The following is a 26,112-nucleotide window of genomic DNA, read 5'->3' as shown; positions in this document are numbered from 1 at the left end:
AGTATAAAATCAATGCCTTTCCTCTACGCTTTTACGGCGTTTAAGATCATGTGGCATTCAGCAAAGCTATACAATATTGTGGTTATGAAAAATCATTTGTGCAAAGTTATAACAACGCACCTCCTTTTATAAATATAAAAAGAGCCTGATTTATGGATCAAGGCTCTTTTTAAAACAGGCAATTACTTTATTACCTGTAGCTTAGTCAATGTACCCCTGGGCACGCATCCAGTCGTCGTTATAGATTTTACCCAGATAGCGTGTACCGTGGTCTGGCAGCAACACAACAATCACGTCGTTCTCTGTCAGGTTATTCTCGCGGGCATACTCTAAAGCGCCATACACAGCCGTTCCGCTAGACCAGCCCACAAACAGGCCTTCCTCGCTTGCCAGTCTGCGTGTCATCACGGCACCGTCCTTGTCAGTTACCTTCACAAATTCGTCGATCATGTCGAAGTTAACGTTCTTTGGCAGAATGTCTTCGCCTATGCCCTCAGTGGCATAAGAGTAAATCTCATTCTCGTCGAAAATTCCGGTCTCTTTATACTTCTTGAATACCGAGCCATACGTATCGATACCGATCGTTTTAATGGCAGGGTTCTTCTCTTTCAGGTAAGTAGAGATACCCGTAACCGTGCCGCCTGTGCCTACACCTGTAATAAAGTGCGTTATCTTGCCGTCTGTCTGCTCCCAGATCTCTGGTCCGGTGCTTTCGTAGTGCGCTTTCCAGTTAGACAGGTTATCGTACTGGTTCGGGTAAAATGAGTTCGGGATTTCCTTGTTCAGGCGCTTTGCCACCGAGTAGTAAGAATCCGGGTGCTCCGGTGCTACGTTGGTAGGGCAAACAATTACCTCAGCTCCCACTGCACGCAGGATATCCATTTTCTCTTTGCTCTGCTTGTCGGCCAGCGTAAAAATGCACTTGTAGCCTTTCGCGATGGCAGCCAGGGCAAGGCCCATGCCTGTGTTGCCCGATGTACCCTCTATAATGGTGCCGCCTGGTTTCAGGATGCCCGCTTTCTCAGCGTCTTCAATCATTCTGATGGCCATACGGTCCTTTACGGAGTTGCCGGGGTTCATGTACTCCACCTTGGCCAGTACAGTGGCTTTTATACCGTCTGTAACTTTATTCAGCTTTACAAGAGGTGTGTTTCCGATAGCTTCGGTAATATGATTAAGGTATTTCATTTAGTGCAGTTTTAAATTTCGGTGCAAAGTTAAGAATTTAATACAAAAAGAAACGGTGCATAGTATAACTCCGGATTACAGTGATGATGAAGTTTAAACCGAAGGATGTTATGGCTCAAACTGGAAACCCGTATGCATTAAATACTAGCAGGCAGCATTTTACCCAAAGCCGCCTGCCTGATGCTGCCTCTTTCGGGGCCAGGTAAAAAAGCTTGCTATATTAGCTTTAACTATTTTTTGTATGCCCCACAAAAAAGCCTATTTTTGCACATCCTTATAGTTCGACCTGTTTTTAAAAACTAAAAAAGATACACATGAGTGTTTTAGTAAATAAAGATTCGAAAGTGATCGTACAGGGCTTCACTGGCTCAGAGGGTTCTTTCCACGCTTCTCAAATGATCGAGTACGGCACCAACGTAGTAGGTGGTGTAACTCCAGGCAAAGGTGGCAACAACCACTTAGACCTTCCTGTTTTCAACACAGTAGAAGAGGCTGTTAAAAGAACCGGTGCAGACGTATCCATCATTTTCGTTCCGCCTGCTTTCGCTGCAGACGCCATCATGGAAGCTGCTGATGCTGGCATCAAGGTAATCGTGGCTATTACGGAGGGTATCCCTGTAAAAGACATGGTAGTGGCTAAAAATTACCTGAAAGGCAAAGACATTACACTTATCGGACCAAACTGCCCGGGTGTTATCACGCCAGGCGAGGCGAAAGTTGGTATCATGCCAGGTTTCGTGTTCAAGCCAGGCCGTATCGGTATCGTGTCTAAGTCTGGTACGTTAACGTACGAGGCCGCTGACCAGATCGTGAAAGCCGGTTTAGGTATCTCTACAGCTATCGGTATCGGTGGTGACCCAATTATTGGCACGCCTACTAAAAATGCTGTTGAAATGCTGATGAACGACCCTGAGACTGACGCGATCGTGATGATCGGTGAGATCGGTGGTAACTACGAGGCAATGGCTGCGAAGTATATCAGCGAAACTGGCAACAGAAAGCCTGTAGTAGGTTTCATTGCTGGCCAGACAGCTCCTGCTGGTCGCCGTATGGGCCACGCTGGCGCCATTGTAGGTGGTGCTGATGATACTGCTGCTGCTAAAATGAAGATCATGCGTGAGAATGGCATCCATGTGGTTGAGTCTCCTGCCGAGATCGGTGAGGCGATGGTAAAAGCACTTCAGGAAGCTGGCATCACTGCTTAATTCAGACCTGCTATACTTTTAAAGTATAAAGCATAAAGAAGGCTGCCCCAAAAGGCAGCCTTCTTCTTTTTATTGTGTGCTATAGTTTAACTCAGGAAAGCATTCAGCATCCAGAGGGTTTTCTCGTTCTCGTTTATGTCTTCGCTTATCAGGCTAACAGTCCCTTCATCCCCAGTCTCAGCGGCCATACTCAATATCTCACGCTCAAGGTTCAGCAGTACGGTAAGGTTATCGTGCGTGGCCTGCACCGTTTCCATATCGCCGCTCAGGCTACCCGCCTCTTTTATACTTGCCACACGCACATAATCCGAGAAAGTATGCAGCGGCGCTTGCCCAATCGTGAGGATGCGTTCTGCAATTTCATCGATTCTGGTAAGGGCATTGTTGTAAAGCTCCTCAAACTTGGCGTGCAACTGAAAAAAGTGCACCCCTTTGATGTTCCAGTGGAAGCCGCGCAGGTTTTGGTAGTATAAATGGTAATTGGCCAGCAGTTCGTTAAGCTTTTCACCTATTTCCCTGCTATCGGCTTTCTGCAATCCGATCTGAGTTAGTTTCTCCATAGTTCTTTCGTAATTTTATTATAAACGGTATTCTACAAAATTCCTTAAATATGCCTTATAAGTCAAATTGATAAATATTATACTTATATTGATAACTTCTATTTCATACTTTTGTTATCAAAATCACAGGCATCTGCTTTTTATACTTTAAAACATGACCTTAGTTCAGCTGGAATACCTGGTTGCCGTAGATACACACCGCCATTTTGCCACAGCCGCCGAGCATTGCTTTGTAACTCAACCTACCCTAAGTATGCAGTTACAGAAGCTCGAGGATGCGCTGGGCGTACAATTATTTGACCGCAGTCGCGTACCCGTAAGGCCAACAGAGATCGGGAAGGAGATCATCGCGCAGGCCCGTGTTATACTTGCTGAGTCTAAAAAGATACAGGAGATCGTGCAGGGCCAGAAACAGGAACTGGCCGGCGAATTAAAGATAGGTGTGATACCTACCCTGGCTCCCTATCTTATTCCACTTTTCATTACAGGCTTTCTGGAGAAGTACCCTAACGTGCATATTACAGTGCAGGAGATGCTCACAGACCAGATAATGGAAAAGCTAAAGCTGGAACTGCTGGATGTGGGCTTGCTGGTGACTCCCCTTGAGGATAAAAGTATAAAAGAGATACCCTTGTTCTATGAGGCCTTCGTTTCATATATCAACCCTGATCATCATCTTGCACAAAATAAAACCATTAAGCCCGGTCAGCTGGACATGGATGAACTGTGGGTGCTTAACGAGGGGCATTGCTTCAGAAGCCAGGTCCTGAACATCTGCAACCGCAGCAACAAACCCAAAGCCTCCCAAAGCCACAACTTTGATTATAAAAGCGGCTCTCTGGAAACGCTGAAGCGCATAGTAGAAACGCAGCACGGCCTCACCCTGCTCCCCGAGCTCTCTGTTCTGGACATGCCTGAGCAAAAACGACAGCTGGTGCACTTATTCCAGGACCCGCAACCCCTGCGCGAAGTAAGCCTGGCCGTACACCGAAGTTTTCTAAAGAAGAAACTGATTGAAGCGCTCCAGCAAGAGATCATCGCCTCGATTCCGGAAGATATCCGAAACAGGAAGAAAGAAAAAGTAGTGGCTGTGAAGTAGTTACCTCCCCCTGCCCCCTCCTAAAAACAGGAGGGGGTATATTGGTAGTGCAGAGTTCTTATTCTAAGTGTACCTATTCCATATACTGCTGCGCTCCAAGCGGGGATTTATACTTCCTAACATAGTTGAAACCTTTAACAACTCGCAAGAAAGTATAAATCTTGATTGGTAGGGACAGGTCGCGACCCAATGCAGTCAACTTTAGGAAACAGCTCTTTCGGACTTCTCAGTCCGGAAGCTTTCTGACGAGGATTTCCTAATCCCCGTGTTACTGTAATGCGCGGACTAGGAAGTCCGCAGCAGAAAAAGATTCGGACAAGGATGTCCGAATCAGCTTTAAAAAATCCTTAAGTTGACGGCATTGGGTCGCGAACTGTCCGAGGAATAGCCGAAGCTATGAATTTTATACTTTGGCTAAAGTAATAGCAAAAATTCCCCTCTTGAGAGGGGTAGGGGTGTGTCAATCGTTCACTAAAAATTCCCCTCCTTTGACAAGGAGAGGTAGGGGTGGTTAGACCCGGCTTTGCAGAGATTCCCCTCTCGAGAGGGGCGCAGGGGTGTGTAATCGTTCATAGAAACTTCCGTTTTGGTTAGTCTACGGTCCCGGATGTGCTTCTGAATGGGCTGAAGTAGTTGGACCCAGCAAATCCCAAAATCAATCTAATCCCCTTAATCACCGGTCAAAGAAAAACCGCCTGCCACAAACGTAGCAGGCGGTTGAACCTTAATTTATACTTGGGCTAAGAACTTACTTTGCGTAGCTGATGGCGCGCATCTCACGGATAACCGTGATCTTGATCTGGCCAGGATACTGCATTTCCTTCTCGATCTTCTGCGAGATATCGAATGAGATCTGTGCTGCCTTGTCGTCAGACACGTTTTCGGCATCAACCATCACGCGCAGCTCACGGCCAGCCTGGATAGCATAGCACTGGTTCACACCCTCAAACGAGATGGCAGTTTCTTCCAGTTCTTTTAAGCGCTTGATGTAAGACTCCATGATCTCGCGGCGTGCACCTGGTCTTGAGCCAGAGATGGCATCGCAGGCCTGTACCAACGGAGATATCATCGCAGTCATTTCGATCTCATCGTGGTGGGCACCGATGGAGTTACAAACATCCGGATGCTCCTTATACTTCTTGGCAAGCTCCATACCAATGATGGCGTGCGGTAATTCCGGCTCGTCTGGCGTTACTTTACCAATGTCGTGTAGTAAGCCGGCGCGTTTCGCGTGCTTCACGTTCAGGCCAAGTTCGGCAGCCATAGTGGCGCAAAGGTTTGCTACCTCACGTGAGTGCTGCAGAAGGTTTTGGCCATAAGACGAACGGAAACGCATACGACCAACCATTTTAATCAGCTCTGGGTGCAGACCATGGATACCAAGGTCGATGGCGGTACGCTCACCGATCTCCACGATCTCCTCTTCAATGTTCTTGCGGGTTTTGGCAACCACCTCCTCTATACGGGCCGGGTGAATACGTCCATCAGCAACAAGGCGGTGCAGCGAAAGGCGTGCTATCTCACGGCGAACCGGATCAAAGCCTGAAATGATGATTGCCTCTGGCGTGTCGTCCACGATGATCTCAACACCAGTAGCAGCCTCTAAGGCACGGATGTTACGACCTTCACGGCCAATGATCTTGCCTTTAATATCGTCGCTCTCGATGTTAAACACCGAAACGCAGTTCTCGATGGCATGCTCCGCGGCTGTACGCTGGATGGTCTCGATAACGATCTTTTTGGCCTCTTTTGTAGCGGTAAGTTTGGCCTGGGCCACAATGTCTTTAATATGCGAGGATGCCTGCGTAGTAGCTTCGTTTTTCAAAGCCTCCACTAGTTGCTCGCGGGCCTCAGAAGCAGTCAGTCCGGCAATCTTCTCCAGCTGTGCCACCACTTCCTCGTGCTGCTGCTCTACCTCTTCCTTGCGCTTTTTAAGGTGCTCCAACTGCAGGTTAAGGTGTTCCTTTTCCTTGTTCAGTTCGTTTTCCTTGCGCTTGGCCTCTTCCATCTGCTTCGAAACATGCTGCTCGCGCTGCTTCACTTTGTTCTCATTCTGGATGATGATGTTCTTTTTCTTGTTCATCTCCTCCTCGAACTCCGACTTCAGCTTCAGGTATTTTTCCTTGGCCTCCAGGATGCGGTCTTTCATGATGCTCTCACCGTTGATCTCGGCTTCGCGGATGATGTTTTTGGCACGCTGGCGCGCGTCGTCCTCCTGCTGCTTGTAGATCTTTTGCAGCAGCGAACGGCCAATGTATACGCCCACTCCGAGCGCTACGACGGCCGTTACTATAATTAAAAGGATATTGGGCATAACTATAAGTTTTATGGTTGATAAAAACGTATAGCCGGTGCCTGCAAAAAGATAGGGTTCAGGCTCAGGGTCCTAAACGAAAGTATAAGCTGATTATAAAGTATAAGTTTTTACAATAGCCTATTTATTAGCAGATGATGACAGGAGTTCATCGAGTACATTAAGTTGCTGGCCAACTTTAGTGAAGTGAGCAGATTTCTCCTCCTCCATCTTTATTTTCTCTACCATGGTTTCAAAAGCCACCATAGCCAGCAAATCCTGTTTGTCCTGAATTCCGAACTGGTCCTTGTAAAAACGAAGACGCTCGTTCAGTATTTTTCCAACAGCTCTTAATCTTTCCTCTTCCTCCTCTTTTACCCGCATCGGATACTCGCGTTCCGCGATGCGAATCTTTATAGATAATTCACCCATCCGTTGCGTTTTTTATGGTGATGCATACTTTCTCAACTTTCCGGTAAGGCTCTAAAGGAGCTTTACCATCTGGTGCTTAGTCTTGTAAGTATGCGATACACTTATCAATTTCTCTAATGTATTCGTTTAGTTTGAGCTTTAGCTCTGTCGAATTTGCAGTATTTCCTGCTATCGCATCTACAATTTTAACAATATTCTCCTGATTTTGAAAATTTTTTATTTGCTGTTCCTTCTCCTGCACCAAACCCTCCAGAAACTTAATTTCTTCCTGGGCCTGCGTAAGCTTCTGCTTTACATCGGTGTAGCGTGAGATCAGCTTGCGAAGTTTATCTTCAATATGCTGGAGTTGTTGTAATTGTGCTTCTTTTGGCATAACACTATTTGCGGATAAAAGCTCCCAATTGTTTCTCAAATTGCTGCATCAGGCGATTCATTACATTGTCGATCACCTTATCGGTCAGGGTTTGCTGTTTATCCAGCAACGTGAAGCTAACGGCATAGGCTTTTTTGCCTGCCTCTATTTTATCGCCTTCGTATACATCAAATACATTTACATCCTGCAACAGCTTACGCTCTGTACGCAGCGCAGTCTGTTTAACCTGGTCGAAAGTAACGTTTTTGTCGAGTACCAACGAAAGGTCGCGGCGAACCTCCGGGAACTTCGGCAGCTCTTCGGCCACCAGTTTGTTTTTATACTTCTTCAGCAGGTAATCCCAGTTTAGTTCGGCATACCATACCTGCTCCTTCACTTCCATAAACTTGCAAACGCCGGCATCCAGTAAGCCCAGCTTTGCTATCTCGGTGCCGTTTTTCTGGTAAGAAATACCCTGGCGCATGTATGGGTTCTGCTCCAGATTCTGCACTTCAAACTCACCTGCATTTAGTTTGCGCAGCACGTTCTGCACTACTCCAGCCAGGTCGTGGAAGGCGGTTTTCATACTTGGCTGCTTCCAGCTTTCGGCTGTGGCATTGCCAGCCATGTATAAAGCCAGTTTACGGCTCTCCTTAGATTCGCCATCTAACTGCTCGTATACTTTACCCAACTCAACCAACTTCAGGTCGCGCTGACGACGGTTAATGTTGCGGCGTAGTACCTCCAGGCCAGAAAACACCATGCTCTTGCGCAGTACATCCAGGTCTTCGGAGTTATAGTTCAATACTTTTACCAGGCTCTCTACCTCAGCCTCGCCAGCTGGTTTGTAGTAGTTTGAGTTGGTAATAGAGTTAGTGATGATTTCGTTAAAGCCATTGGCCGTGATGTAGTTCATGATGGTATCCGTTACATCTTCGGCGTATGGCGTGGCAAACTTGGCCAGGAAAGTGGTTGCCAGGTTCTCATCCATCTCAATGTTATTGAAGCCGTAAATGCGCAGAATCTCTTCCACTACATCGGCCTCACGGGTAACATCCACCTTAAATGGCGGAACTGATAATGTCAGATCAGTTTCCGTTGCTGATTTTACATCTATACCTAAAGCTGTAAGTATACTTTTGATGCGCTCTGCTCCTATGTGCTGACCGATTAAAGTATGGGCACGCTCCAGGTTTAGCTCTATTTCGCGGTTTTGGATCGGCTGTGGATAAACATCCACAATCTCTGAGGCAATTTCTCCGCCGGCTACCTCCTGTACCAGCAAAGCAGCACGCTTCAGGGCAGTAATCACCATGTTAGGGTCAGTGCCGCGCTCAAAACGGAACGAGGCATCGGTTTTTAAACCATGCGTCATTCCTGTTCGACGAACCCAATCCGGAGAAAAGTATGCGCTTTCAATGAAAATGCTCGTTGTTTCCTCGGTTACGCCAGAGTCTTCTCCTCCGAACACACCACCTATGGCCATTGGCCCTTCCGTGTCGCAGATCATCAGGTCGGTTGCCTTCAGTTTGCGCTCTACACCATCCAAAGTTTTCAAGGTAGAGCCCTCTGGTAGGGTTTTCACGATGATCTTTCCACCTTTTATCTTGTCTGCGTCGAAAGCATGCAGTGGCTGACCTAGCTCGTGCAGCACGTAGTTGGTAATATCTACGATGTTGTTGATCGGCGAAAGGTCGATAGCGCGCAAGCGCTTCTGCAACCACTCCGGCGATGGGCCAACTTTTACACCAGTTAGTGTTACACCGGCATAACGCGGACATGCCTCTGTGTTCTCTACCGCAACTGCTATCGGTTTAGAAGTGTTGTCTACTTTAAATGCCTCTACATTTGGCAACGTGGCCGGGGTATCCAGCAAAGCCTGCAGGTCGCGGGCTACACCGTAATGCGAAGCGGCATCGGCACGATTTGGCGTTAAGCCTATTTCAAACACCTTGTCAGAACCCAAGCCGAAGAATTCGGCAGCCGGTGTTCCGTTTGGCAGGTCTGTGTCCAGCACCATAATACCTGCATGCGATGCCCCAAGGCCGATCTCATCTTCGGCACAGATCATACCCTCCGAAACGGCCCCACGGATCTTTGATTTCTTGATTTTGAACGGCTCACCGCCTGATGGGTAAAGTGTGCTGTTTACAGTTGCCACTACCACGCGCTGACCAGCTGCCACGTTAGGCGCACCACACACGATCTGGCTTGGCTCTCCGTTACCAATATCCACAGTGGTTATGCTTAACCTGTCAGCATCCGGATGACGTTCACAGGTAAGCACCTCTCCCAGCACAATGCCTTCAAGTCCGCCCTGCACCTGGTCAAATGTATGGATGCCCTCTACTTCCAGGCCTGCGCCGGTTAGCAAAGCACCTACTTCTTCTGCGGTTTTATCTGTATGAATAAGTTGTTTTAGCCAGTCGAATGATATCAGCATGTTGTTATTCTATATCTATTAAGGTATAGCTTCTGTAGTGAAAGCCTATGTTCTCCAAAATTAAACATTATTCTGCTTAGTGCCGCAAGGGAGGGGAAATTATGATGGTATTGGTTTTTGCTGACATAAGGCAACTGTATATTTTGCATTTTTATCTAACTGCCGCTAACCCTCAGTCTTGCTTGCCTATCGTTTCACCTCTGGCTTTGGTTCGCTCAGGGCCGCGTGGCCTCGCCTTCGGGCATCGCGCGGTGTATCTGAAGCTGCCTACGCTCTGCTTCGGCTGCCCTAGCGGGCACCGCAACAGCTACAAGGCGCTCTTTATCGAGGGCCCCTTCCCCCACCCAAAGGCTGGGATGGACACTTCTTCGCTTGCGACTGATGCAACTGGAAAGAAAGTATAAATCAGCAGTAAGGAGATTCCCCTCTTAAGAGGGGCGCAGGGGTGTGTTAAACACTTTCCCATCAAAGCGACGACTTGTGACATGTGCACCACCGACGATTTTTTGTTTGAGCGTTCAGCGAGTTCAAAATCGTCTTGACTTTTTTGCCTACTTTTTTTGTCAAGAAAAAAAGTAGGGCCCAGCCGGCGAGGCGAAAGCTGGCTAAGGGCAAAAAGCTAAAATAAATACTCAGGACTTATTCCCTCCAGCACTACCAAACCAACAATCAACAATTACTCCCCCTTCTCATACGTCTTCTCCCCTGCCGGAATAGCTACGCTCAACCTGTTATCCTTTGGCGGAACAGGGCATACATACTCAGGGTTATAGGCGCAGAAAGGACTGTAGGCGCGGTTAAAGTCCAGCGTTACGGAGTTGTCTCCTTCCTCAAACGGCACATCCAGGTAACGGCCTCCGCCATACGTCTCAAAACCGTTAGTCTTATCAGTGAAGGGCACAAACAGCTGGTCTTTCTCGCCGCTTAGTTTCTTGTATAAGGTAAGCTGCTGTGGCTGGCCACTCACTTTAAAATTGGCAAGGGCATAACGCAGGTATGGCTCATAGCTACCGTTGGTAAGAGGTATCAGCAGCGTGTCCTGTTTTGGAAGTGGTTCCACTTTAGCCTTGATGCGGTATTCAAGGTTCGGCTCGTAGTAAACCAGGCTCTGAAAGTTTCGGCGCTCATCGTCATTCAACGGGGAGTTAGCCTGACTCCTGAACGACAGGTCCTTATCCTGACGCTCTTTTAAAAGCGGCTTTGTATAATTCTCCTCATTAAAAAAGGCATCCTTCACAAAATAGAAAAGCACCAGCACCACACCGGCAAACAGGATCAGCTTATGAGCTCGTTTCATAATCAGGCAAATTTATACTTGCAAAGGTCGGAAAATTTTGATGAGGATGTAAGTATAAAATAAAGCAAGCTTAAAGTATGGCTGCACTATATTCCATACTACGGCTCTTATCTTCTCAAACAAACTAAATACCCCACTCCGCTTACATTCAAATCCCATCTGCCTGGTGCGTATTTTAACACCCGATGTACTAATGATGTATGATTGATGTATTCTTGATGTACCTGTTTCTCAAACTAACCGGCCAGTATAATAGTACCTTTTGCTTTACACTATCAAAAGTAATAAGGTGAGTGTAAAAGGTCCTGAGGCTTTGCTTCAGGGCCTTTTTTATGCTCACACAAGTAATTTTATACTTTAAACTACTGCCCCTGGCCAAGCGAGAAAGCAGGCTTGCCGTCAAAATGATAGAGGTTTTCTATTTTGATAAAATCAATATTTCCCTCTGTGACTTTGATTAAGATATTAATGATCTGCTCTTTCTTGATCGGCGCCCCATTGTCATGCTGGAACCTGCAACGCCAGTGATCTGTACAGAATGTTTCGGCGAATCCTTCCGGCCATACTTTTATACCTCGGTTCGTGATCATCTGCAACTTAACATCCTGCATTTGTAACTTTTGCAGCTTTGCAGCTAATTTTTCCGGGTCTGAACCAGCCCAGTGCACGAATACATCCACGCCTACCAGTTCTTTCTGTTTCTGAGGGGCGCGTTTATACTTTGGAAGATTTAGCTTGATACCTTTTGGATACGTAACCGGTGTAAGCTGCGCCGGCTTGTGGCCTAAATTTCTGATAACTGCAGTGGCAAAATCCTGTGTGCCTACCTTCTGCTTACTAATACCTTCCTGATAAACATCCGGTGTGTGAATGCCGCTTTCGATGGTTTTAAGCCAGGCGTTGTGTATCCTTTCCGCCACTTCATTCTGGCCAATATGGTTCAGCATCATGCAGGCTGCCTGCAACAGGCCTGATGGGTTTGCAATGCCTAAGCCGGCAATATTCGGGGCCGAGCCGTGTATTGCCTCGAACATGGCACAGGACTCCCCGATGTTGGAAGAGCCGGCCAATCCGACCGAACCGGTTATCTGTGCCGCCACATCCGACAGGATATCACCATAAAGGTTAGACATCACGATCACGTCAAACCTCTCCGGCGAGTCTGCCAGTAATGCAGCCCCTATATCCACAATAAAATGATCGTTTTCAATATCGGTATACTCGCTGGCTATCTCATTAAACACCTTATGAAACAAGCCGTCTGTCTGTTTCATGATATTGTCTTTGCTGAAGCAGGTCACTTTTTTTCGGCCATACTGACGGGCATACTCAAAAGCATAGCGGATGATCTTCTCGCAACCGGGTCTGCTGATCAGCTTTAAGCACTGTACTACTTCATCTGTTTGCTGGTGTTCGATGCCAGCGTATAAATCTTCTTCGTTCTCACGCACGATTACCACATCCATAACAGGATGCTTTGTGCTTACAAAGGGGGCCAGGCTGATGCACGGACGCACATTGGCATAAAGGCCGAGCGTTTTGCGCATTGTTACATTCAAGCTTTTAAACCCGCCGCCCTGTGGTGTAGTAATGGGAGCTTTTAACAATACTTTGGTACCTCTGATAGCTTCCCATGCCTCTTTTGAAATACCCGTTGAGTTGCCTGCCAGATAGGAGTTCTCACCAACTTCAATTTCTGTAATGTCTAACCTAGCGCCTGCTGCATCCAGTACACGAAGTGTTGCCTCCATAATTTCCGGCCCTATGCCATCGCCCTTTGCGACTGCAATTCTGGTTTTAACAAGTGTTTCAGCCGCAGGGCTTACCGTTTGATTTTCAGCTAATATCATAGTGGTTTTCTTGGTTTGTGCAAAATCATTACGCAAACATCCCCATAATCATATATAAATGATATTTTATAATATTTATACAGAACATAAATATTGTTTATGTTATACTTTTGAATGCCTGAAGTTCTGCCAACAAGGCAAAACCTGCTCTTTGCTTCTTCAGTTTGTAAGCATATATCATTTGCAATTTCCGTTATGGCCAAGCAACAGAAAGCAGACTACAGCCACCTGATAGGGCAACTGGAAGACCTTTACGAGCAGGCAGTTACACTTGAGAAAAAGTTTGCCCCGACACTTGAAAAGATAGCCCCGGAGTTTAAGAAGAGTGCCAAAAACCTGCTGCACTACCTGGCCCTTCGCCACAACGACATCCGGGAGTTACAGCAACAGTTAGCCGGGCTTGGCCTATCGTCGTTAGGCAGGGCCGAGGGGCATGTGCTTGCCAGTTTGCAGGCAGTGCGCAAACAATTGTGCTTTTTGTCGGAGTGCGAGGCCAGGCCAAAACACCTCGCTGTCAGTTTTAATGAGAACGGGAAGCTGCTCGCATCCCATACCGAGGCATTGCTTGGCCCCAAACCCCAGAAGCGCAGCACCAGCATCATGGTCACGCTGGCCGCAGACATCATAAATGAGTATGAACTTGTGCTCCGTATGCTGAAGGCCGGGATGAACTGTGCCCGAATAAACTGCGCCCATGACAATGAGAAAGTATGGCTGAAAATGGTGCAATTGATTCGGAAGGCAGAAAAAGAGACCGGCAAAAGCTGCAAGATCCTGATCGACCTGATGGGCCCTAAACTGAGAACTGGCCCATTGAAGGAAGGCCCGAAAATGCGTGCTATTCACCCCGTGCAAAACGACCTGGGGCAGGTAACCGAAGCTGCCAAAGTATGGCTAGCGCCACCAGGAGTGGAACCGCCCCGAAATATAGATGCGGTACTACCCGTGGACGCCGAATGGGTTGCGCAACTGCAGGAGAACGACAAAATAAGCTTTACAGATACCCGTGGCCGCAAACGCACCTTTACAGTTGCAGGTAAAGAAGACAATGGCTGTCTGGTGCGTTTGTTTAAAACATCTTACCTTGTAACAGGCACTGAACTGCGGGTAAAAAGCAAGACCGTGTCGGACAGGGTGGCGCATGTTGGGGAGTTGCCGCCTATTTATTCGCCGTTGGTACTCAGGACTGGCAGCTTGCTGGTGCTTACGAAAGATCAAATTCCGGGAGAGCCCGCCCAATACGATGCCGAAGGCCACATTGTACAGCCAGCGCATATTGCCTGCACCTTGCCGGAGGTGTTTACGCAGGTTAAAGTAGGGCAACCCATACTTTTCAACGATGGTAAAATAGGCGGTATTATTGAGGAAGTGAGCAGGGAAAAGCTTCTCATTAAAATCACCTCAGCCAGCGAAAAAGGCAGCAAACTGCGAGCAGACCGCGGCATAAACTTACCTGAAAGCGACATCCACATCAAAGGCCTCACCAAAAAGGACAAAAAAGACCTCCGGTTTATTGTGAAGCACGCTGATATTGTAAACCTCTCGTTCGTGAACCATGCAGACACTGTAGAAGCGTTGCAACAGGAGTTAAAAAAACTTAAGGCAAAACACCTGGGCATCATGCTGAAAATCGAAACAAAAGAGGGCTTCAGGAACCTGCCCTATCTGTTACTGGCCGCAATGCAGTCTTACCCGGCAGGCATTATGATAGCCCGCGGCGACCTGGCCGTGGAATGTGGCTGGGAACGGCTGGCCGAAGTGCAGGAAGAGATCTTATGGCTTTGCGAAGCGGCGCACATGCCAGTAGTCTGGGCCACCCAGGTGCTGGAAACCCTGGCAAAAAAAGGCCGCCCATCCAGGGCCGAGATCACTGACGCGGCCATGGCCCAGCGTGCCGACTGTGTGATGCTAAACAAAGGACAGCATGTGGTAAGGGCCATCGAAATGCTGCACGATATATTGGTGCGCATGCAAGAGCATCAGCACAAAAAAACCTCCATGCTCCGGAGCCTCCATGTATCCGAGTTGGCTGGCTAACACCCGCCAAAAACAGGTAACATCACACTCACTTAAAACTACATCAAAAGTACATCTTTTTGAATTTCAGCAATATAAACTAAACTTTTATCGTTTTTATACATATATTACCACTGCAAAGTACCAATACAACTTAAGCTTAAAGTAATATTGGTACTTATCGCATGTTCAGATTTGTTCAACGAAACCATTCACCATGAGATCGAGAACAGTAGAGAAACTGCTTTATAAGGCAGCCATTTTATTGGTTATAGTTGGTGCTTTCATTAAATTTATACTTGTCCCCGACAGCGATTCAGGCCTATATATGATATTAGCCGGACATGTTATTGGTGTAGCCTGCATTTTGGCCTATATGAAACATGCCTGTAATAAAGAACGCCGGAACGAGATACAACATCAAAGAGACAAACTTACCCACTATAAAAACAGCTGACCATAGCTATGAAACACCTGCTCACCCTGTTTGCCCTTATCTTTTGCTTTTGCGCACAAGCACAGTCTTCAAACCCGGCAGAACTAATTATCTCCACCCGCAGTCCTGTATCTTCTTCTAACCCGCTTGTTGTGATCAATGGAGAGCAAACCGCTATGGGTGCTTTTGTGCTGGAGCCTGAGAAAATTAATCATATTGAAGTGCTGAAAGGCCAACAAGCTACCGACAAGTATGGCGATAATGCCAGAGAAGGAGCTATAAACATCACTCTTAACGAGGACACAGAGTTGGTCAGGCTGCCCCAGGTATATGCACACCTGGATATTCCGGCAAAGCACCAAAAGTTAAAGGTTGCTATTGATGGTAATGTGGTGCAAAAGCCAGAACTGCTGCTTATAGCGCTTTCTTCTATAAAAAGAGCAGAAGTAACAAAGGCAGAAAACCCATTTGCAACCGGTGGCAAAGAAAAATTCCTGAATTTAATAACACGCTAAGCACGCTCTAACCGGAAGCTTCCGAAAACTATGTTTATCTTGCCACTTTATACTTAGCAATGGACGGCAGAAAAAGATCAAACATTAAACCAGGCCTTCGGGTAAACATTGTGCTAAAGGAAGACCAGCGCACCGGCGATCTTACCGAGGGCTACGTACAGGACATCCTCACCAAATCGCCCTCGCACCCGCACGGCATTAAAGTAAGGTTGGAGACGGGTGAGGTTGGAAGAGTTAAGGAAATTTTGGAGGAAGATTAAGTAGTTAAAAAACGTTCTGCTTTTCTATCTATTTGCCTCTACTCCTCAGTCTTAGAGGCTGCATTGTTTTATCTCTGGCTTTGGTGCGCTCAAGGCCGCGTGGCCTCGCCCTTGGGCATCGCGCTGCTTTCGCTTCCTGCCTTCGTACCTCAGGCTGCCTCACTTCGTTCGTCACCGGAACCTCTCGAGGCGCTCAACCCAAGGACTGGAATTGACACTTCTTCGCCAGCGGCTGTCGCAACTGGCAAGCAAGTATAAATTGATAGTAGCGGAAATGCCCCTCTGGGGGTAGGGGCCCTCATTTAAAGAGAGGGGTACAGGGGTGTGTTAATCGTTCTCTCCAATGCGATAACCTTAACCATGTGCACAGAAAGAACTCTCTAACTCCCAAACTCTCTAACTCTCTAACTCACAAAAGCCCTTCATCAGCGAAGCTGTAGTAGTCGTTATCCGTAAAAATGATGTGATCCAGGATGGGGAGGTCCAGGAACTGGCCGGCTTCTTTCATTTTTTTGGTCAGGGAGATATCTGCGGCGCTAGGTTTTATGTTGCCGCTTGGGTGATTGTGCACCAGAATAACAGAGCTTGCCAGTTGCTCCAGCGCTTTTTTAAAGATGATCTTCGGGTCTGCTACAGTGCCTGCCACACCGCCAGAACTTATATTTTCCTTTTTCATCACCACATTGGCGCGGTTTAAAAGTATAATCCAGAATTCCTCATGCGGAAGGTCCAGTAGTTGCGGTTTTATGTAATTGTAAATATCCGTGGAACAGGTGATCTGGGTACGAGCCGCGGCTGCTGTCTCTTTTCTACGGCGGCCTAACTCCAAAGCACTCACAATAGTAATGGCTTTCGCCTCTCCTATGCCTTTGTGCTTCATCAGGTCCTTTACAGATAGCTTTGCCAGCTCGTTCAGGTCGTTGCCAACTGCAGAAAGTATAAGCTTGGCCACATCCACGGCGGTAAGTTTGGGTGTACCGGAACCTATAAGTATGGCGATCAGTTCGGCATCGCTGAGGGCGGCCTTCCCTTTCAATAAAAGCTTTTCACGGGGACGGTCCTCTTCGGCCCAGGTCTTGATGTTGAGGGGCTGCAAGTATGGCGCAATGGCAGTGGCTTCGGTGTCTTTCACTTACGGTACAGAATTTGATAATAAGAAGATGCTACTGCAATTATTTTCACAATAAATTAGTTCAGCTATAGCAGCCAAATTCAAACATCTTTTACCTAAAGTGGTTAAAACCGCGCTGGTTTATACTTTTAAAACCTGCCGCATTTACTCAATATGATACAACGCATCTTAAATTTCGGCATCATCATCCTGATACTTTTCCTGGTTGATCTGTATGTCTTTCAGGCTGTGAGGACTGCAACACAGAACCTGGCCCCTGTTACCCAACGCATCTTGCACACTGCTTACTGGCTGATCTTTGCCATAACGTCAGGCACATTTATACTTGCTGCCACTACGCGCGGCACGCCTCCCAGCAACTTTCAGACGTACCTGGCCAGCACGCTTTTTATCGTGTTTGCCTCCAAGCTGGTGGTGGTTGCCTTCCTTATGTTTGATGACGTGATCAGGGTAGGGAAGCTTGCCCTGAACGGCCTGAGCAAGGAGACACCTTTCGACCCGTCGCGCAGCAGGTTTATTAGCCAGCTAGGTCTGGCGGTAGCGGCTATCCCGTTCACAGCATTTATTTATGGCATGGTAAAAGGCGCTTATGATTACCGCGTAAAGCGCGTTACGCTGCGGTTCCCTAACCTGCCAGCTGCTTTCGATGGCTACAAAATGCTGCAGATCTCTGACCTGCACACAGGCAGCTTTACCTCTACGGAGCCTTTGCAGGAAGCTGTAAAGATCATCAACCAACAGGAGGCCGACCTCGTGTTCTTTACCGGCGACCTTGTGAACAACCTGGCTTCGGAGGTTGAGGCGCATATTCCTGCCCTAAGCCAGATCAGAGCAAAACAGGCTGTTTACTCAATCCTGGGCAACCACGACTATGCCGACTACGTGCGCGAATGGCCACACCCGAACGCCAAGAGCGAGAACCTGCAGCGTTTAAAGCAAACCCACGCCGAAATGGGCTGGCAATTGCTTATGAACGAGAACCGCATCATCGAGAAAAACGGTGAGAAGATAGCCATACTTGGCGTTGAGAACTGGGGCAACCGGGCAGGATTTCCGAAGTATGGCCGCTTAGACGATGCTTACAAAGGCACAGAGGGTGCCCCGTTTAAAGTGCTTCTCTCCCACGACCCATCGCACTGGGACGGCGAGGTAAACCAGAAGTATAACGACATCGACCTGACACTTTCGGGGCATACGCATGGCATGCAGTTTGGTGTAAACATACCCGGTTTTAAGTGGAGCCCTGTACAGTATGTATACAAACAGTGGGCAGGCCTGTATAAAAAAGGGCAGCAGCACCTGTACGTGAACACCGGCCTGGGCTTTATTGGCTACCCGGGCAGGGTGGGCTTTTTGCCGGAGATAACCGTTTTTGAATTGAAAAGAGCCTGAAAGCACTAAATTTATACTTTGAAAAGCCGGACCCAGTGCCGGCTTTTTTGTGTCTCAGGGCCATTGCACGGCCACTTATCAAACATAACATACTACCAGCCGTAAGTAACTGAAGCAAACAAATTTACCGGTTTCTGTACTTGACAAGCCGATAATAAACCCACTAAAAACTGTTTCAGACCATGAAAAACGTATTGTGTACTGCCATGGCATTGGCCATGCTTTTACTGGTTAGTGCTTGTGGCGAAGACCGGGGCACATCTTACGAGATAGAGGATGCAAATGAGAATGAGCAAGTAAACCCACTCCATATCAGGCCCTATTCCAACCTCGACTCTTTGTCTAAACTGATTACCCTTACTACCTCCACTGTGCCAGCAAGCGGACAACTTGCCACCGAAATGGTAAAAGTATACTATATGCCAGGACGCGACATTAGTGGCATCATCGAACAGTTTGACCTGCTGCAGGGACCCGTTACCCAAACAGCACGCATGGTGGGCCCGCCACAGATCGAGGTAGGCGGGAAACGTGACATGGAAGCAGCCGCTGAACTGGACACCCTTAAAACGAAAGCGGATGGCGCTAAAACAAAGCCATCCAATCCACAGAAGAATAAATAAGCAAAGCCTGAAAATAGCTTTTAAAGCACCGTAAAGGCAGGTCCTGAAACTCTGTTTCGGCCTGCCTTTACTTTTTCGCAATCTTGGTCTATCTTTCAGGAATAATATTTTGAGGCCGGTATACTTTTTGTTGAATTTAGGCGTAATTACTAAGTTCCGCTTAAACTGCTGCCGCTCAACCTGTACCACATGCTCCGACTCTCTTTAGTGCTAAGCTTTGTTTGCGTTCTGATGTGCTTTAGCCAACAGGCTGTAGCGCAGCGCACCTTGCGTGTAAGCGGCACTGTGGTACAAGCCGATAAGAAAACCCCTATACCCGGAGCCAGTATTGTAAAACTCAATACAAGTATGGGCGTAGTGTCGGATGAACAAGGCAAATTCGCAATTGATGTAGCCCTGGAAGATACCCTGATGATACGGGCCATCGGATTTAAACCGCTTTTATACTTGCCTAAACCCGTGCCTGTGTCTGAGATTAGGGTAAACATTGTCTTGCAGGAAGACAGCGTGATGCTGGGTGAAGTGGAGGTAACCAGCCGCCCCTCCCCTGAAATGATACAGCGCGCCCTGCGCAATATGAAACAGAGCACCACCAGCCAGGCCAAAAAACCTGGCTACATACCCGGCCTTGACACTCCGCCTCCTACTACTCCGGTACCTGCCACCATCATGAGCCCCGCCACCCTGCTCTATGACCTGCTCTCGAGAGAGGGGCAGGAAAAGCGTAAGCTACAGGAGTTGCTTATACTACAGGAACTGGAGCGGCTGCAAAAAGAAAAAGAGGCCTACAACAGGTTTTTTAAGGATAATACCGGTTACGAGTAGCAAACATTTCGTATCTGCGTAGGTTAAGAGAGCATAACCTGACCACGCATGAAAATCGGATATCCCTGTATTAACCAATCCCTGGACTGCACTTCTTCCCGCACCTTCCGGCTTGCCTCTTACTCAGATGAACGCCTGATAGAGACAGTGGAGCAAAACCTTGCGTGCCTGCGCCGTATACTGGAGTATAACGTGCAGCATGGCCTTCTTTTTTTCAGGCTCACCTCCGACCTAGTGCCTTTTGCCTCGCACGAGGTAAACAAGTATAACTGGCAGGAGCATTTTAAAATGACCTTCCGGCGGCTGGGCAATTACATCAAGAGCAACAACATGCGCATATCTATGCACCCCGACCAGTTTGTGGTGCTGAACTCGCCAAACGAGCAGACAGTTAAGAACAGCATTGCAGAGCTCGTTTACCAAGGAAGCGTACTTGACCTGATGGGGCTGGACACGACGGCTAAGTTACAGATACATGGAGGAGGCGCTTATGGCGATAAAGGCACGGCACTCAGCCGCTTTGCCGAAGTATACCACTCCATGCTGCCCGATGCCGTGAAAGCGCGTCTCTGTGTAGAAAACGACGACCGCACTTACTCCCTGCAAGACTGTTTATACTTACACGAACTTACCGGCATGCCCATTATCTTCGATAACCTGCACCACGAATGCATAAACAACGGCGAACCGATGCGGGAGGCAGTGCAACTGGCAGCAGCCACCTGGCACCCTGAAAAAGACGGAATCCTGATGATGGACTATAGCTCGCAGGCAACAGGAGAACGCAAGGGCAAGCACACCCAAAGTATACAGGAGCAACTGTTCCACGACTTTCTGGCCGAAACCGAAGGCTTGGACATGGATATTATGCTGGAGATAAAGGACAAGGAGGAAAGCGCACTGAAGGCCCTGGAAATAGCCAGAGCCATGGGCCGTGCCTAAAACAAGCCGGCAATCAGGTGGTAGGCCCACTCGGCCAGTTCCCACAGTGCCCAAAGCAAAAGTAAGAACAGCAATACGATGCCAATACCCACCATGATGATGATATTGCGGCCACTACCCTGGTATTTGCCTTCCTCGTAATGTGCACGCAACATGCGCACGTTGCGTTCATTGGCTTTATAAAAGAAGTCGAAGATATTACCAAGTATGGGAATGCTGCCTATCAGCGTGTCCAGGGCAATGTTTAGCATCATCAGCACCACCAGCTTTTTACTGGCACCATGCCGGGCCATGGTCATTACAATGGCTGCAGACATGGCAAAGGAAGCCAGGTCGCCGGCTACCGGCACAAAACCAAGTATAGGGTCTAAGCCAAACCTGAAGTTGGTGCCCGGAAACCTGAACTGGCTATCCATGAGTTTGACCATGTGCTCAATCCACTTCAGCTTTTCTGTGCGGGGCGTACGGGAGTATCTACTGCTATATTCTGCCATAAGCGCATATACGGCACCTTGCCGCTAAGGATGTTATCAATGCATTTTTTCCTATACTTGGGCACCCTCTCAGTAATGCGGTTATCCGCGCTTTCTTTTAGAGAACTTCTTATTTCTCTTTTTATGCTGCTTACCAAGGCTTTTCGAGCTGTTCCACTTCTTGTTTTTACTTTCCTGCCGGCCATTGTTAAAACGCATGCTCCTGCCGTCATCATCCACTACAATAGCCTTACTGCTCCTGCCAAGGGGCGAGCACGAAGCAACCATTGCACCAACTGCCAATACCAATAATCCTTTTGTAAAAAACTGCATAAATAGACTGGTTAAATTTTTATAGCTAAGAGTGCTATATAATTTTATTTTAATAGTGTATTTATACTGTATAATTCCACAATGGTTTTATCCAATTTTCATTTCCGTCTATAAACCCCTCCCGCTTGCTTTAGCAATAAAAAAAAGCGCTGTGGTTTAAGGCCACAGCGCTTCCTTCAAGGCATCAAGAAACGTTATTTCTTTTTACCCTTCTTTCCATTACCCTGACCATTCTGCTTTGTGTGTCCGGGGTTTGTAGTGTTGGGGTGATGCGGGTTGTTTGGGTTTTTGTACCAGCCTTTGTGCAGTCCGTTGTCTTTTTTGCCGCTCTCTACGCGTACCTGCTTGCCATCCACAATAATGATTCGTCCATTGCTACTGGTTGTCCTTCTGGAAGATGAGCAGGAAACCACAGCCATTGCCATTGCCACTATCAGTATTCCTCTGCTTAAAGTAAAATTCATAGGTTTTTAATTTCTGAATCCGATTAACGACAAGTTAGGCTTCAAAGTATAATACTCCAATCATAGAATGAAATATCTTGAATTAGAAGCACAACACCTTAATTAAGTGCAATTAAACAGGACTAACACAGTTTTATTCCAAATATTAAAATCATCCTTATCCCAGTTAATTCGAAAACATTCACAAAAAATCTTGACCATAATTCTGATTTATCAAAAAAATTAACATTCTTTGCATGTGTGCAATCGATTGCGCAGTAATAAAGCATAACATGGCAAATAGAGTTTTAAAGATACACCAGAATGACAATGTGCTGGTAGCGCTTGCCGATCTGAAAGCGGGGGAAACAGTAGCGTATAACGGCACAACCATTAACCTGACATCGGATGTGCCTGCAAAACATAAATTTGCGCAATTTGAGATGATACCCAACCAGGAGATCATCATGTATGGCACGCTTGTGGGCAAAGCCGTTGAGCCTATACCTGCAGGAGGCATTCTTAGCACAGCGAACGTGAAGCACCAGGCATCGTCGTTTGGCTCTAAAACAGCCAATTTTAACTGGCTTGCACCGGATGTTAGTAAATACACCGACAAAACTTTTCTAGGCTATCATCGCCAGGACGGACAAGTAGGCACTGCCAATTACTGGCTTGTGATTCCGTTGGTATTCTGCGAAAACCGGAACGTTAACATTATAAAACAGGCTTTCCTGGATGAACTTGGCTTTGGCCACCAGGACATGTACAAAGACTATGTGCACCAGATGGTGGAGCTGTATAAAGCCGGCAAAACTGATGGGATAGCACAACTGCCGCTGCAGACTCAGGCACAGAACAGTCAAAAACGCCTTTTCGAAAACATAGATGGTATTAAGTTCCTGACACACGAAGGTGGCTGTGGCGGTATTCGTCAGGACTCGGACATGCTTTGTGCTTTGCTGGCAGGATACATCCATAACCCTAATGTGGCTGGCGCAACCGTGCTTAGCCTGGGCTGTCAAAATGCACAGGTAAGTATACTCGAAGAGAAGATCAAAGCCCTGAACCCTGATTTTTCGAAACCGCTTTTTGTGCTGGAGCAGCAAAAAGAGGGCACTGAGCAGGAGCTACTTTCGCAGGCTATCAGAAAAACCTTCCTGGGACTAGTGGAGGCGAACAAGGAATCGCGTAAACCTGCCCCTTTAAACAAGTTGGTAATTGGCCTGGAATGTGGCGGCTCTGACGGGTTCTCCGGTATATCTGCAAACCCATCCATAGGTCATACTTCCGATTTGTTAGTGGCTTTGGGAGGCAGCTCAATCCTTTCGGAGTTTCCGGAGCTGTGTGGCGTTGAGCAGGAACTGATAAACCGCTGTGTAACTAACAATTCCGCCGATAAATTTGTGCACCTGATGCGCTCTTATGCACGCGCCGCCGAGGCTGTGGGCTCCGGCTTCGACATGAACCCGAGCCCGGGCAATATTAAAGACGGTTTGATTACCGATGCTATTAAGTCGGCGGGTGCAGCAAAAAAAGGCGGCACTTCACCGGTAGTGGATGTTTTGGACTATACAGAGTATGTTACCAAGCCGGGACTTACATTGCTTTGCACACCAGGCAACGACGTGGAAAGCACTACCGCTATGGCCGGATCTGGTGCCAATATCATACTTTTCACTACAGGTTTGGGCACACCTACGGGCAACCCGATCACACCTGTCATCAAACTTTCATCTAACTCAAAGCTGGCTGAGCGCATGCCGGATATCATTGACATTGATACCGGAGCCGTGATTGCAGGCGATAAAACAATTGAGGAAATGGGTGAGGCTATCCTGGATTACATTATTGATGTAGCCAGCGGCACCATCAAAACCAAAGCCGACCTGCTTGGCCAGGACGACTTTATACCCTGGAAGCGAGGGGTTTCACTGTAAGCACACAACTACACAATATAGGTTCACAACTACAAACCAACCTAGCTATCTTAGAGAAGCCTTCCGAATTTTCGGGAGGTTTTTTTCTTTTGTGCCCAGCCTTATAAAAAGCTGTGTAAAGTATACTTCCAGCGCACTAACAAAACCCGGCACTACTCTAAACGCTGAAATGATACGCTCCGGATCTCACCTTTAAACCAGGAACGCTTGTCCATGCGTGTGCCGATGGAGGTTTTTGCGTTTGGGCTGATGGGCATGTAGGTTATCTCACCGGCAACTTCCTCTACCCCATTCACATAGCCTTTCATAATTCCATTTTTATACTTTAGCGTGATAGTTGCCCACTCGTTAACCGGATGCGTTTTAGTTGGATCAACCAGGGTAAGCGAAGCGGAATCAGTGCGCATAAAAAAGTCGGCGTACCACTGCTGCTTGTCATTTAAACGCAGCTCGATAAGTATGCGCCGGTTAGGGTTTTCCGGGTCCTGAATGTGCAGGAAGCGCTGCTCTATGTTATCCGGATAGGCGGCAAAAGGCTTGAACTTTACCTCAACGGAAAAAGCAGTTGCACCGGCAATCGGGTTAGCATCAATCAGCAATCCATCATCTACGCCATCAAAGGCAATTGCTTTGCCGCCACCTGCTGCTTTCACCACACTGGGCTTTCCTATTATGGCAGTTTTATGCCCACCAATCGCTTTCAACGATTTCAGCTGCCATACTTCGGCTCTGGTCTGAGCATTTACTGTATAAAGGCAAAAGCTTAAAATAGTAAGGCAAAGTATAAATCTATACTTCTGTTGTTCCATGACTGCTGTAAAAATTATTAGTTGGCCTTCACCTCTCTCTTTACAATCCTGTCTGCCAGGTCCAGCTTAAGGTCCTTTATGCCAGCCAACACCAGCTGTGCTACTTTTCTGGCACCCAACTCACTAAAGTGTGTGTTGTCGTCCTTCCCTTCAGGGTAGTTCGGATGCTCGCCTGGCTCCAGTTGCAGGAACAAATGCTTCGAGTGTTCCGGCCCGAACTGCTGCATCAACTCCTGGCTCTTTACATCCAGGTCAATCAAGGGCACTTTATACTTTTGTGCCACCTCGCGCACCAAAGCAGAATATTCGTTGTGTGTACCCTCTATTTTACCGTTGGCATCAAATTTTCGGCGGGCAGCGGGGGTAAGCAATACCGGGATGGCTTTTTTGCTTCGCGATTCAGAAATAAACCTTGCCAGGTTAGCTTTATACTGATCTTTGGGTGTGTAGCTTTTTTTGGTTTCCACTTCGTCGTTGTGGCCAAACTGTATGAACACATAGTCGCCTTCCTGCAGGTTTTCCGCTACTGGCTGCCACAGGCCCTCTTCCATAAAAGTGCGGGTACTGCGGCCGTTCTTTGCGCGGTTGTCTACGGTTACACTTTGGTCAAAAAAGTATACAAAGGGCATCCCCCAGCCTGTTTCCGGGTAAGCCTTAGTTTCCTTCACCGACATGGTAGAGTCGCCGATCAGGTATACTTTTATAGGTTTCTTTTGCTGCACCATTACGCAGGACATCAGCAAGGCACAGGCAGTTACAATTAAAAATCTAAACATTAACTCTTCACTAACTTGTTTAACACGAAGCCATTGCTGTTGGTAAGGTCCCTGTCTGCGAGCATGGGCACACCACGTTTACACAACTGGATAGAAAGCCCCCATGGGTCGCGCAGCATAACCAGGTGCGAGCCGTCAATCAGAAACTGCTCAGACACCAGGCTTGCCCCGGCTTTAATCAAACGCTCACAATCATACTTTGGGTTTAAGGACACAAAGGCCAGGTGCACCATCAGCGGATGCATGTGCTGGTAATCGGGTATCTCGGCTTCGGGGTTGGCATAAACCTCTACCATTATCCGTCCGCTTTCATCTGCCATAAACGTGGTAAACGGCGCATCGGCCAGCTGCCTTACAACCTGTAACCCCAGGTGCTCCACATACCACCTCGACATAGCCACAGGGTCAGAAACGTTCAAAGCAAAATGTTCTAATTTCATACTAATTAAAGTTTATTGATGTAATTTATATCCTGTTG

The 26,112-nt window shown here is 47.5% G+C and carries 24 protein-coding genes and 1 pseudogene; 10 read left to right on the top strand and 15 right to left on the bottom strand.

Annotated elements, in window-relative coordinates:
- Positions 1 to 204: 204 nt before the first annotated feature.
- A pseudogene (locus tag AC4BAP_RS11635) lies at positions 205 to 1,188 on the bottom strand (PLP-dependent cysteine synthase family protein); the annotation flags it as partial.
- Between the two features lie 314 nt (positions 1,189 to 1,502).
- Here AC4BAP_RS11635 and sucD point away from each other — a divergent pair.
- Positions 1,503 to 2,393 (top strand): succinate--CoA ligase subunit alpha, encoded by an 891-nt coding sequence (gene sucD, locus AC4BAP_RS11630; RefSeq protein WP_490582823.1) that lies wholly within the window; start codon positions 1,503 to 1,505, stop codon positions 2,391 to 2,393.
- An 86-nt stretch (positions 2,394 to 2,479) separates the two neighbouring features.
- Here the strand turns inward: sucD and AC4BAP_RS11625 are convergent, their stop codons facing one another.
- Complete coding sequence (locus AC4BAP_RS11625; RefSeq protein ID WP_490582822.1) at positions 2,480 to 2,953, bottom strand: Dps family protein; 474 nt, start codon at positions 2,951 to 2,953, stop codon at positions 2,480 to 2,482.
- 154 nt (positions 2,954 to 3,107) lie between these two features.
- Between AC4BAP_RS11625 and AC4BAP_RS11620 the strand changes: the two genes are divergently transcribed.
- A complete protein-coding gene (locus AC4BAP_RS11620; protein WP_490582821.1) occupies positions 3,108 to 4,052 on the top strand; it encodes a hydrogen peroxide-inducible genes activator in 945 nt (314 codons plus the stop codon).
- A 748-nt stretch (positions 4,053 to 4,800) separates the two neighbouring features.
- Here the strand turns inward: AC4BAP_RS11620 and rny are convergent.
- The 6 genes from rny to AC4BAP_RS11590 form a co-directional block, all read right to left on the bottom strand.
- Positions 4,801 to 6,366, bottom strand: coding sequence for a ribonuclease Y (gene rny, locus AC4BAP_RS11615; protein ID WP_490582820.1), 1,566 nt, complete (start codon positions 6,364 to 6,366; stop codon positions 4,801 to 4,803).
- A gap of 120 nt (positions 6,367 to 6,486) precedes the next feature.
- A complete protein-coding gene (locus AC4BAP_RS11610) occupies positions 6,487 to 6,777 on the bottom strand; it encodes a cell division protein ZapA (RefSeq protein ID WP_490582819.1) in 291 nt (96 codons plus the stop codon).
- Positions 6,778 to 6,853: 76 nt separating this feature from the next.
- Complete coding sequence (locus tag AC4BAP_RS11605; RefSeq protein WP_490582818.1) at positions 6,854 to 7,150, bottom strand: hypothetical protein; 297 nt, start codon at positions 7,148 to 7,150, stop codon at positions 6,854 to 6,856.
- A 4-nt stretch (positions 7,151 to 7,154) separates the two neighbouring features.
- Positions 7,155 to 9,572, bottom strand: a complete 2,418-nt coding sequence (pheT, locus tag AC4BAP_RS11600; protein ID WP_490582817.1) for a phenylalanine--tRNA ligase subunit beta — start codon at positions 9,570 to 9,572, stop codon at positions 7,155 to 7,157.
- A gap of 676 nt (positions 9,573 to 10,248) precedes the next feature.
- A complete protein-coding gene (locus tag AC4BAP_RS11595; RefSeq protein WP_490582816.1) occupies positions 10,249 to 10,869 on the bottom strand; it encodes a DUF1684 domain-containing protein in 621 nt (206 codons plus the stop codon).
- A gap of 362 nt (positions 10,870 to 11,231) precedes the next feature.
- Positions 11,232 to 12,719, bottom strand: a complete 1,488-nt coding sequence (locus AC4BAP_RS11590) for an NADP-dependent isocitrate dehydrogenase (protein WP_490582815.1) — start codon at positions 12,717 to 12,719, stop codon at positions 11,232 to 11,234.
- A gap of 195 nt (positions 12,720 to 12,914) precedes the next feature.
- Here AC4BAP_RS11590 and AC4BAP_RS11585 point away from each other — a divergent pair, with 195 nt between their 5' ends.
- From AC4BAP_RS11585 to AC4BAP_RS11575, 3 genes are all read left to right on the top strand, one after another.
- Complete coding sequence (locus AC4BAP_RS11585) at positions 12,915 to 14,756, top strand: pyruvate kinase (protein ID WP_490582814.1); 1,842 nt, start codon at positions 12,915 to 12,917, stop codon at positions 14,754 to 14,756.
- A gap of 444 nt (positions 14,757 to 15,200) precedes the next feature.
- Positions 15,201 to 15,686 (top strand): hypothetical protein, encoded by a 486-nt coding sequence (locus AC4BAP_RS11580; protein WP_490582813.1) that lies wholly within the window; start codon positions 15,201 to 15,203, stop codon positions 15,684 to 15,686.
- A gap of 59 nt (positions 15,687 to 15,745) precedes the next feature.
- Positions 15,746 to 15,946 (top strand): YwbE family protein, encoded by a 201-nt coding sequence (locus AC4BAP_RS11575; RefSeq protein WP_490582812.1) that lies wholly within the window; start codon positions 15,746 to 15,748, stop codon positions 15,944 to 15,946.
- 409 nt (positions 15,947 to 16,355) lie between these two features.
- On the opposite strand, the gene radC is transcribed toward AC4BAP_RS11575, so the two are convergent.
- Positions 16,356 to 17,078 carry a RadC family protein gene (radC, locus tag AC4BAP_RS11570; RefSeq protein ID WP_490582811.1) on the bottom strand — a complete coding sequence of 241 codons (723 nt, stop codon included), beginning with the start codon at positions 17,076 to 17,078 and terminating at the stop codon, positions 16,356 to 16,358.
- A gap of 153 nt (positions 17,079 to 17,231) precedes the next feature.
- On the opposite strand from radC, the gene AC4BAP_RS11565 reads away from it, so the two are divergent.
- From AC4BAP_RS11565 to uvsE, 4 genes are all read left to right on the top strand, one after another.
- Entirely contained in the window at positions 17,232 to 18,470 is a 1,239-nt protein-coding gene (locus AC4BAP_RS11565; protein ID WP_490582810.1) for a metallophosphoesterase, read from the top strand.
- A 182-nt stretch (positions 18,471 to 18,652) separates the two neighbouring features.
- Positions 18,653 to 19,093 carry a hypothetical protein gene (locus AC4BAP_RS11560; RefSeq protein WP_490582809.1) on the top strand — a complete coding sequence of 147 codons (441 nt, stop codon included), beginning with the start codon at positions 18,653 to 18,655 and terminating at the stop codon, positions 19,091 to 19,093.
- Between the two features lie 189 nt (positions 19,094 to 19,282).
- Complete coding sequence (locus AC4BAP_RS11555; RefSeq protein ID WP_490582808.1) at positions 19,283 to 19,918, top strand: carboxypeptidase-like regulatory domain-containing protein; 636 nt, start codon at positions 19,283 to 19,285, stop codon at positions 19,916 to 19,918.
- Between the two features lie 48 nt (positions 19,919 to 19,966).
- Positions 19,967 to 20,860 (top strand): UV DNA damage repair endonuclease UvsE, encoded by an 894-nt coding sequence (gene uvsE, locus AC4BAP_RS11550; RefSeq protein WP_490582807.1) that lies wholly within the window; start codon positions 19,967 to 19,969, stop codon positions 20,858 to 20,860.
- Here uvsE and AC4BAP_RS11545 read toward each other — a convergent pair.
- From AC4BAP_RS11545 to AC4BAP_RS11535, 3 genes are all read right to left on the bottom strand, one after another.
- A complete protein-coding gene (locus AC4BAP_RS11545; protein ID WP_490582806.1) occupies positions 20,857 to 21,354 on the bottom strand; it encodes a DUF4112 domain-containing protein in 498 nt (165 codons plus the stop codon). The genes uvsE and AC4BAP_RS11545 overlap by 4 nt on opposite strands.
- Before the next feature lie 81 nt (positions 21,355 to 21,435).
- Entirely contained in the window at positions 21,436 to 21,666 is a 231-nt protein-coding gene (locus AC4BAP_RS11540) for a hypothetical protein (protein ID WP_490582805.1), read from the bottom strand.
- Positions 21,667 to 21,860: 194 nt separating this feature from the next.
- Positions 21,861 to 22,130 (bottom strand): hypothetical protein, encoded by a 270-nt coding sequence (locus AC4BAP_RS11535; protein WP_490582804.1) that lies wholly within the window; start codon positions 22,128 to 22,130, stop codon positions 21,861 to 21,863.
- A gap of 272 nt (positions 22,131 to 22,402) precedes the next feature.
- Here AC4BAP_RS11535 and AC4BAP_RS11530 point away from each other — a divergent pair, with 272 nt between their 5' ends.
- Positions 22,403 to 24,049, top strand: a complete 1,647-nt coding sequence (locus AC4BAP_RS11530; RefSeq protein ID WP_490582803.1) for a UxaA family hydrolase — start codon at positions 22,403 to 22,405, stop codon at positions 24,047 to 24,049.
- A gap of 152 nt (positions 24,050 to 24,201) precedes the next feature.
- Here the strand turns inward: AC4BAP_RS11530 and AC4BAP_RS11525 are convergent, their stop codons facing one another.
- The 3 genes from AC4BAP_RS11525 to AC4BAP_RS11515 are packed head-to-tail and all read right to left on the bottom strand — an operon-like array spanning position 24,202 to position 26,074.
- Complete coding sequence (locus AC4BAP_RS11525; RefSeq protein ID WP_490582802.1) at positions 24,202 to 24,858, bottom strand: LamG-like jellyroll fold domain-containing protein; 657 nt, start codon at positions 24,856 to 24,858, stop codon at positions 24,202 to 24,204.
- 17 nt (positions 24,859 to 24,875) lie between these two features.
- Positions 24,876 to 25,634 carry a rhamnogalacturonan acetylesterase gene (locus AC4BAP_RS11520; protein ID WP_490582801.1) on the bottom strand — a complete coding sequence of 253 codons (759 nt, stop codon included), beginning with the start codon at positions 25,632 to 25,634 and terminating at the stop codon, positions 24,876 to 24,878.
- Complete coding sequence (locus AC4BAP_RS11515; RefSeq protein WP_490582800.1) at positions 25,634 to 26,074, bottom strand: VOC family protein; 441 nt, start codon at positions 26,072 to 26,074, stop codon at positions 25,634 to 25,636. The genes AC4BAP_RS11520 and AC4BAP_RS11515 overlap by 1 nt, the downstream gene beginning before the upstream one ends.
- Between the last annotated feature and the right edge of the window lie 38 nt (positions 26,075 to 26,112).

The sequence above is a fragment of the Pontibacter sp. GD7 genome (assembly GCF_058216375.1).
The sequence above is the reverse complement of the archived record's forward strand: the minus strand, read 5'-3'. Positions and strand labels throughout refer to the sequence as shown.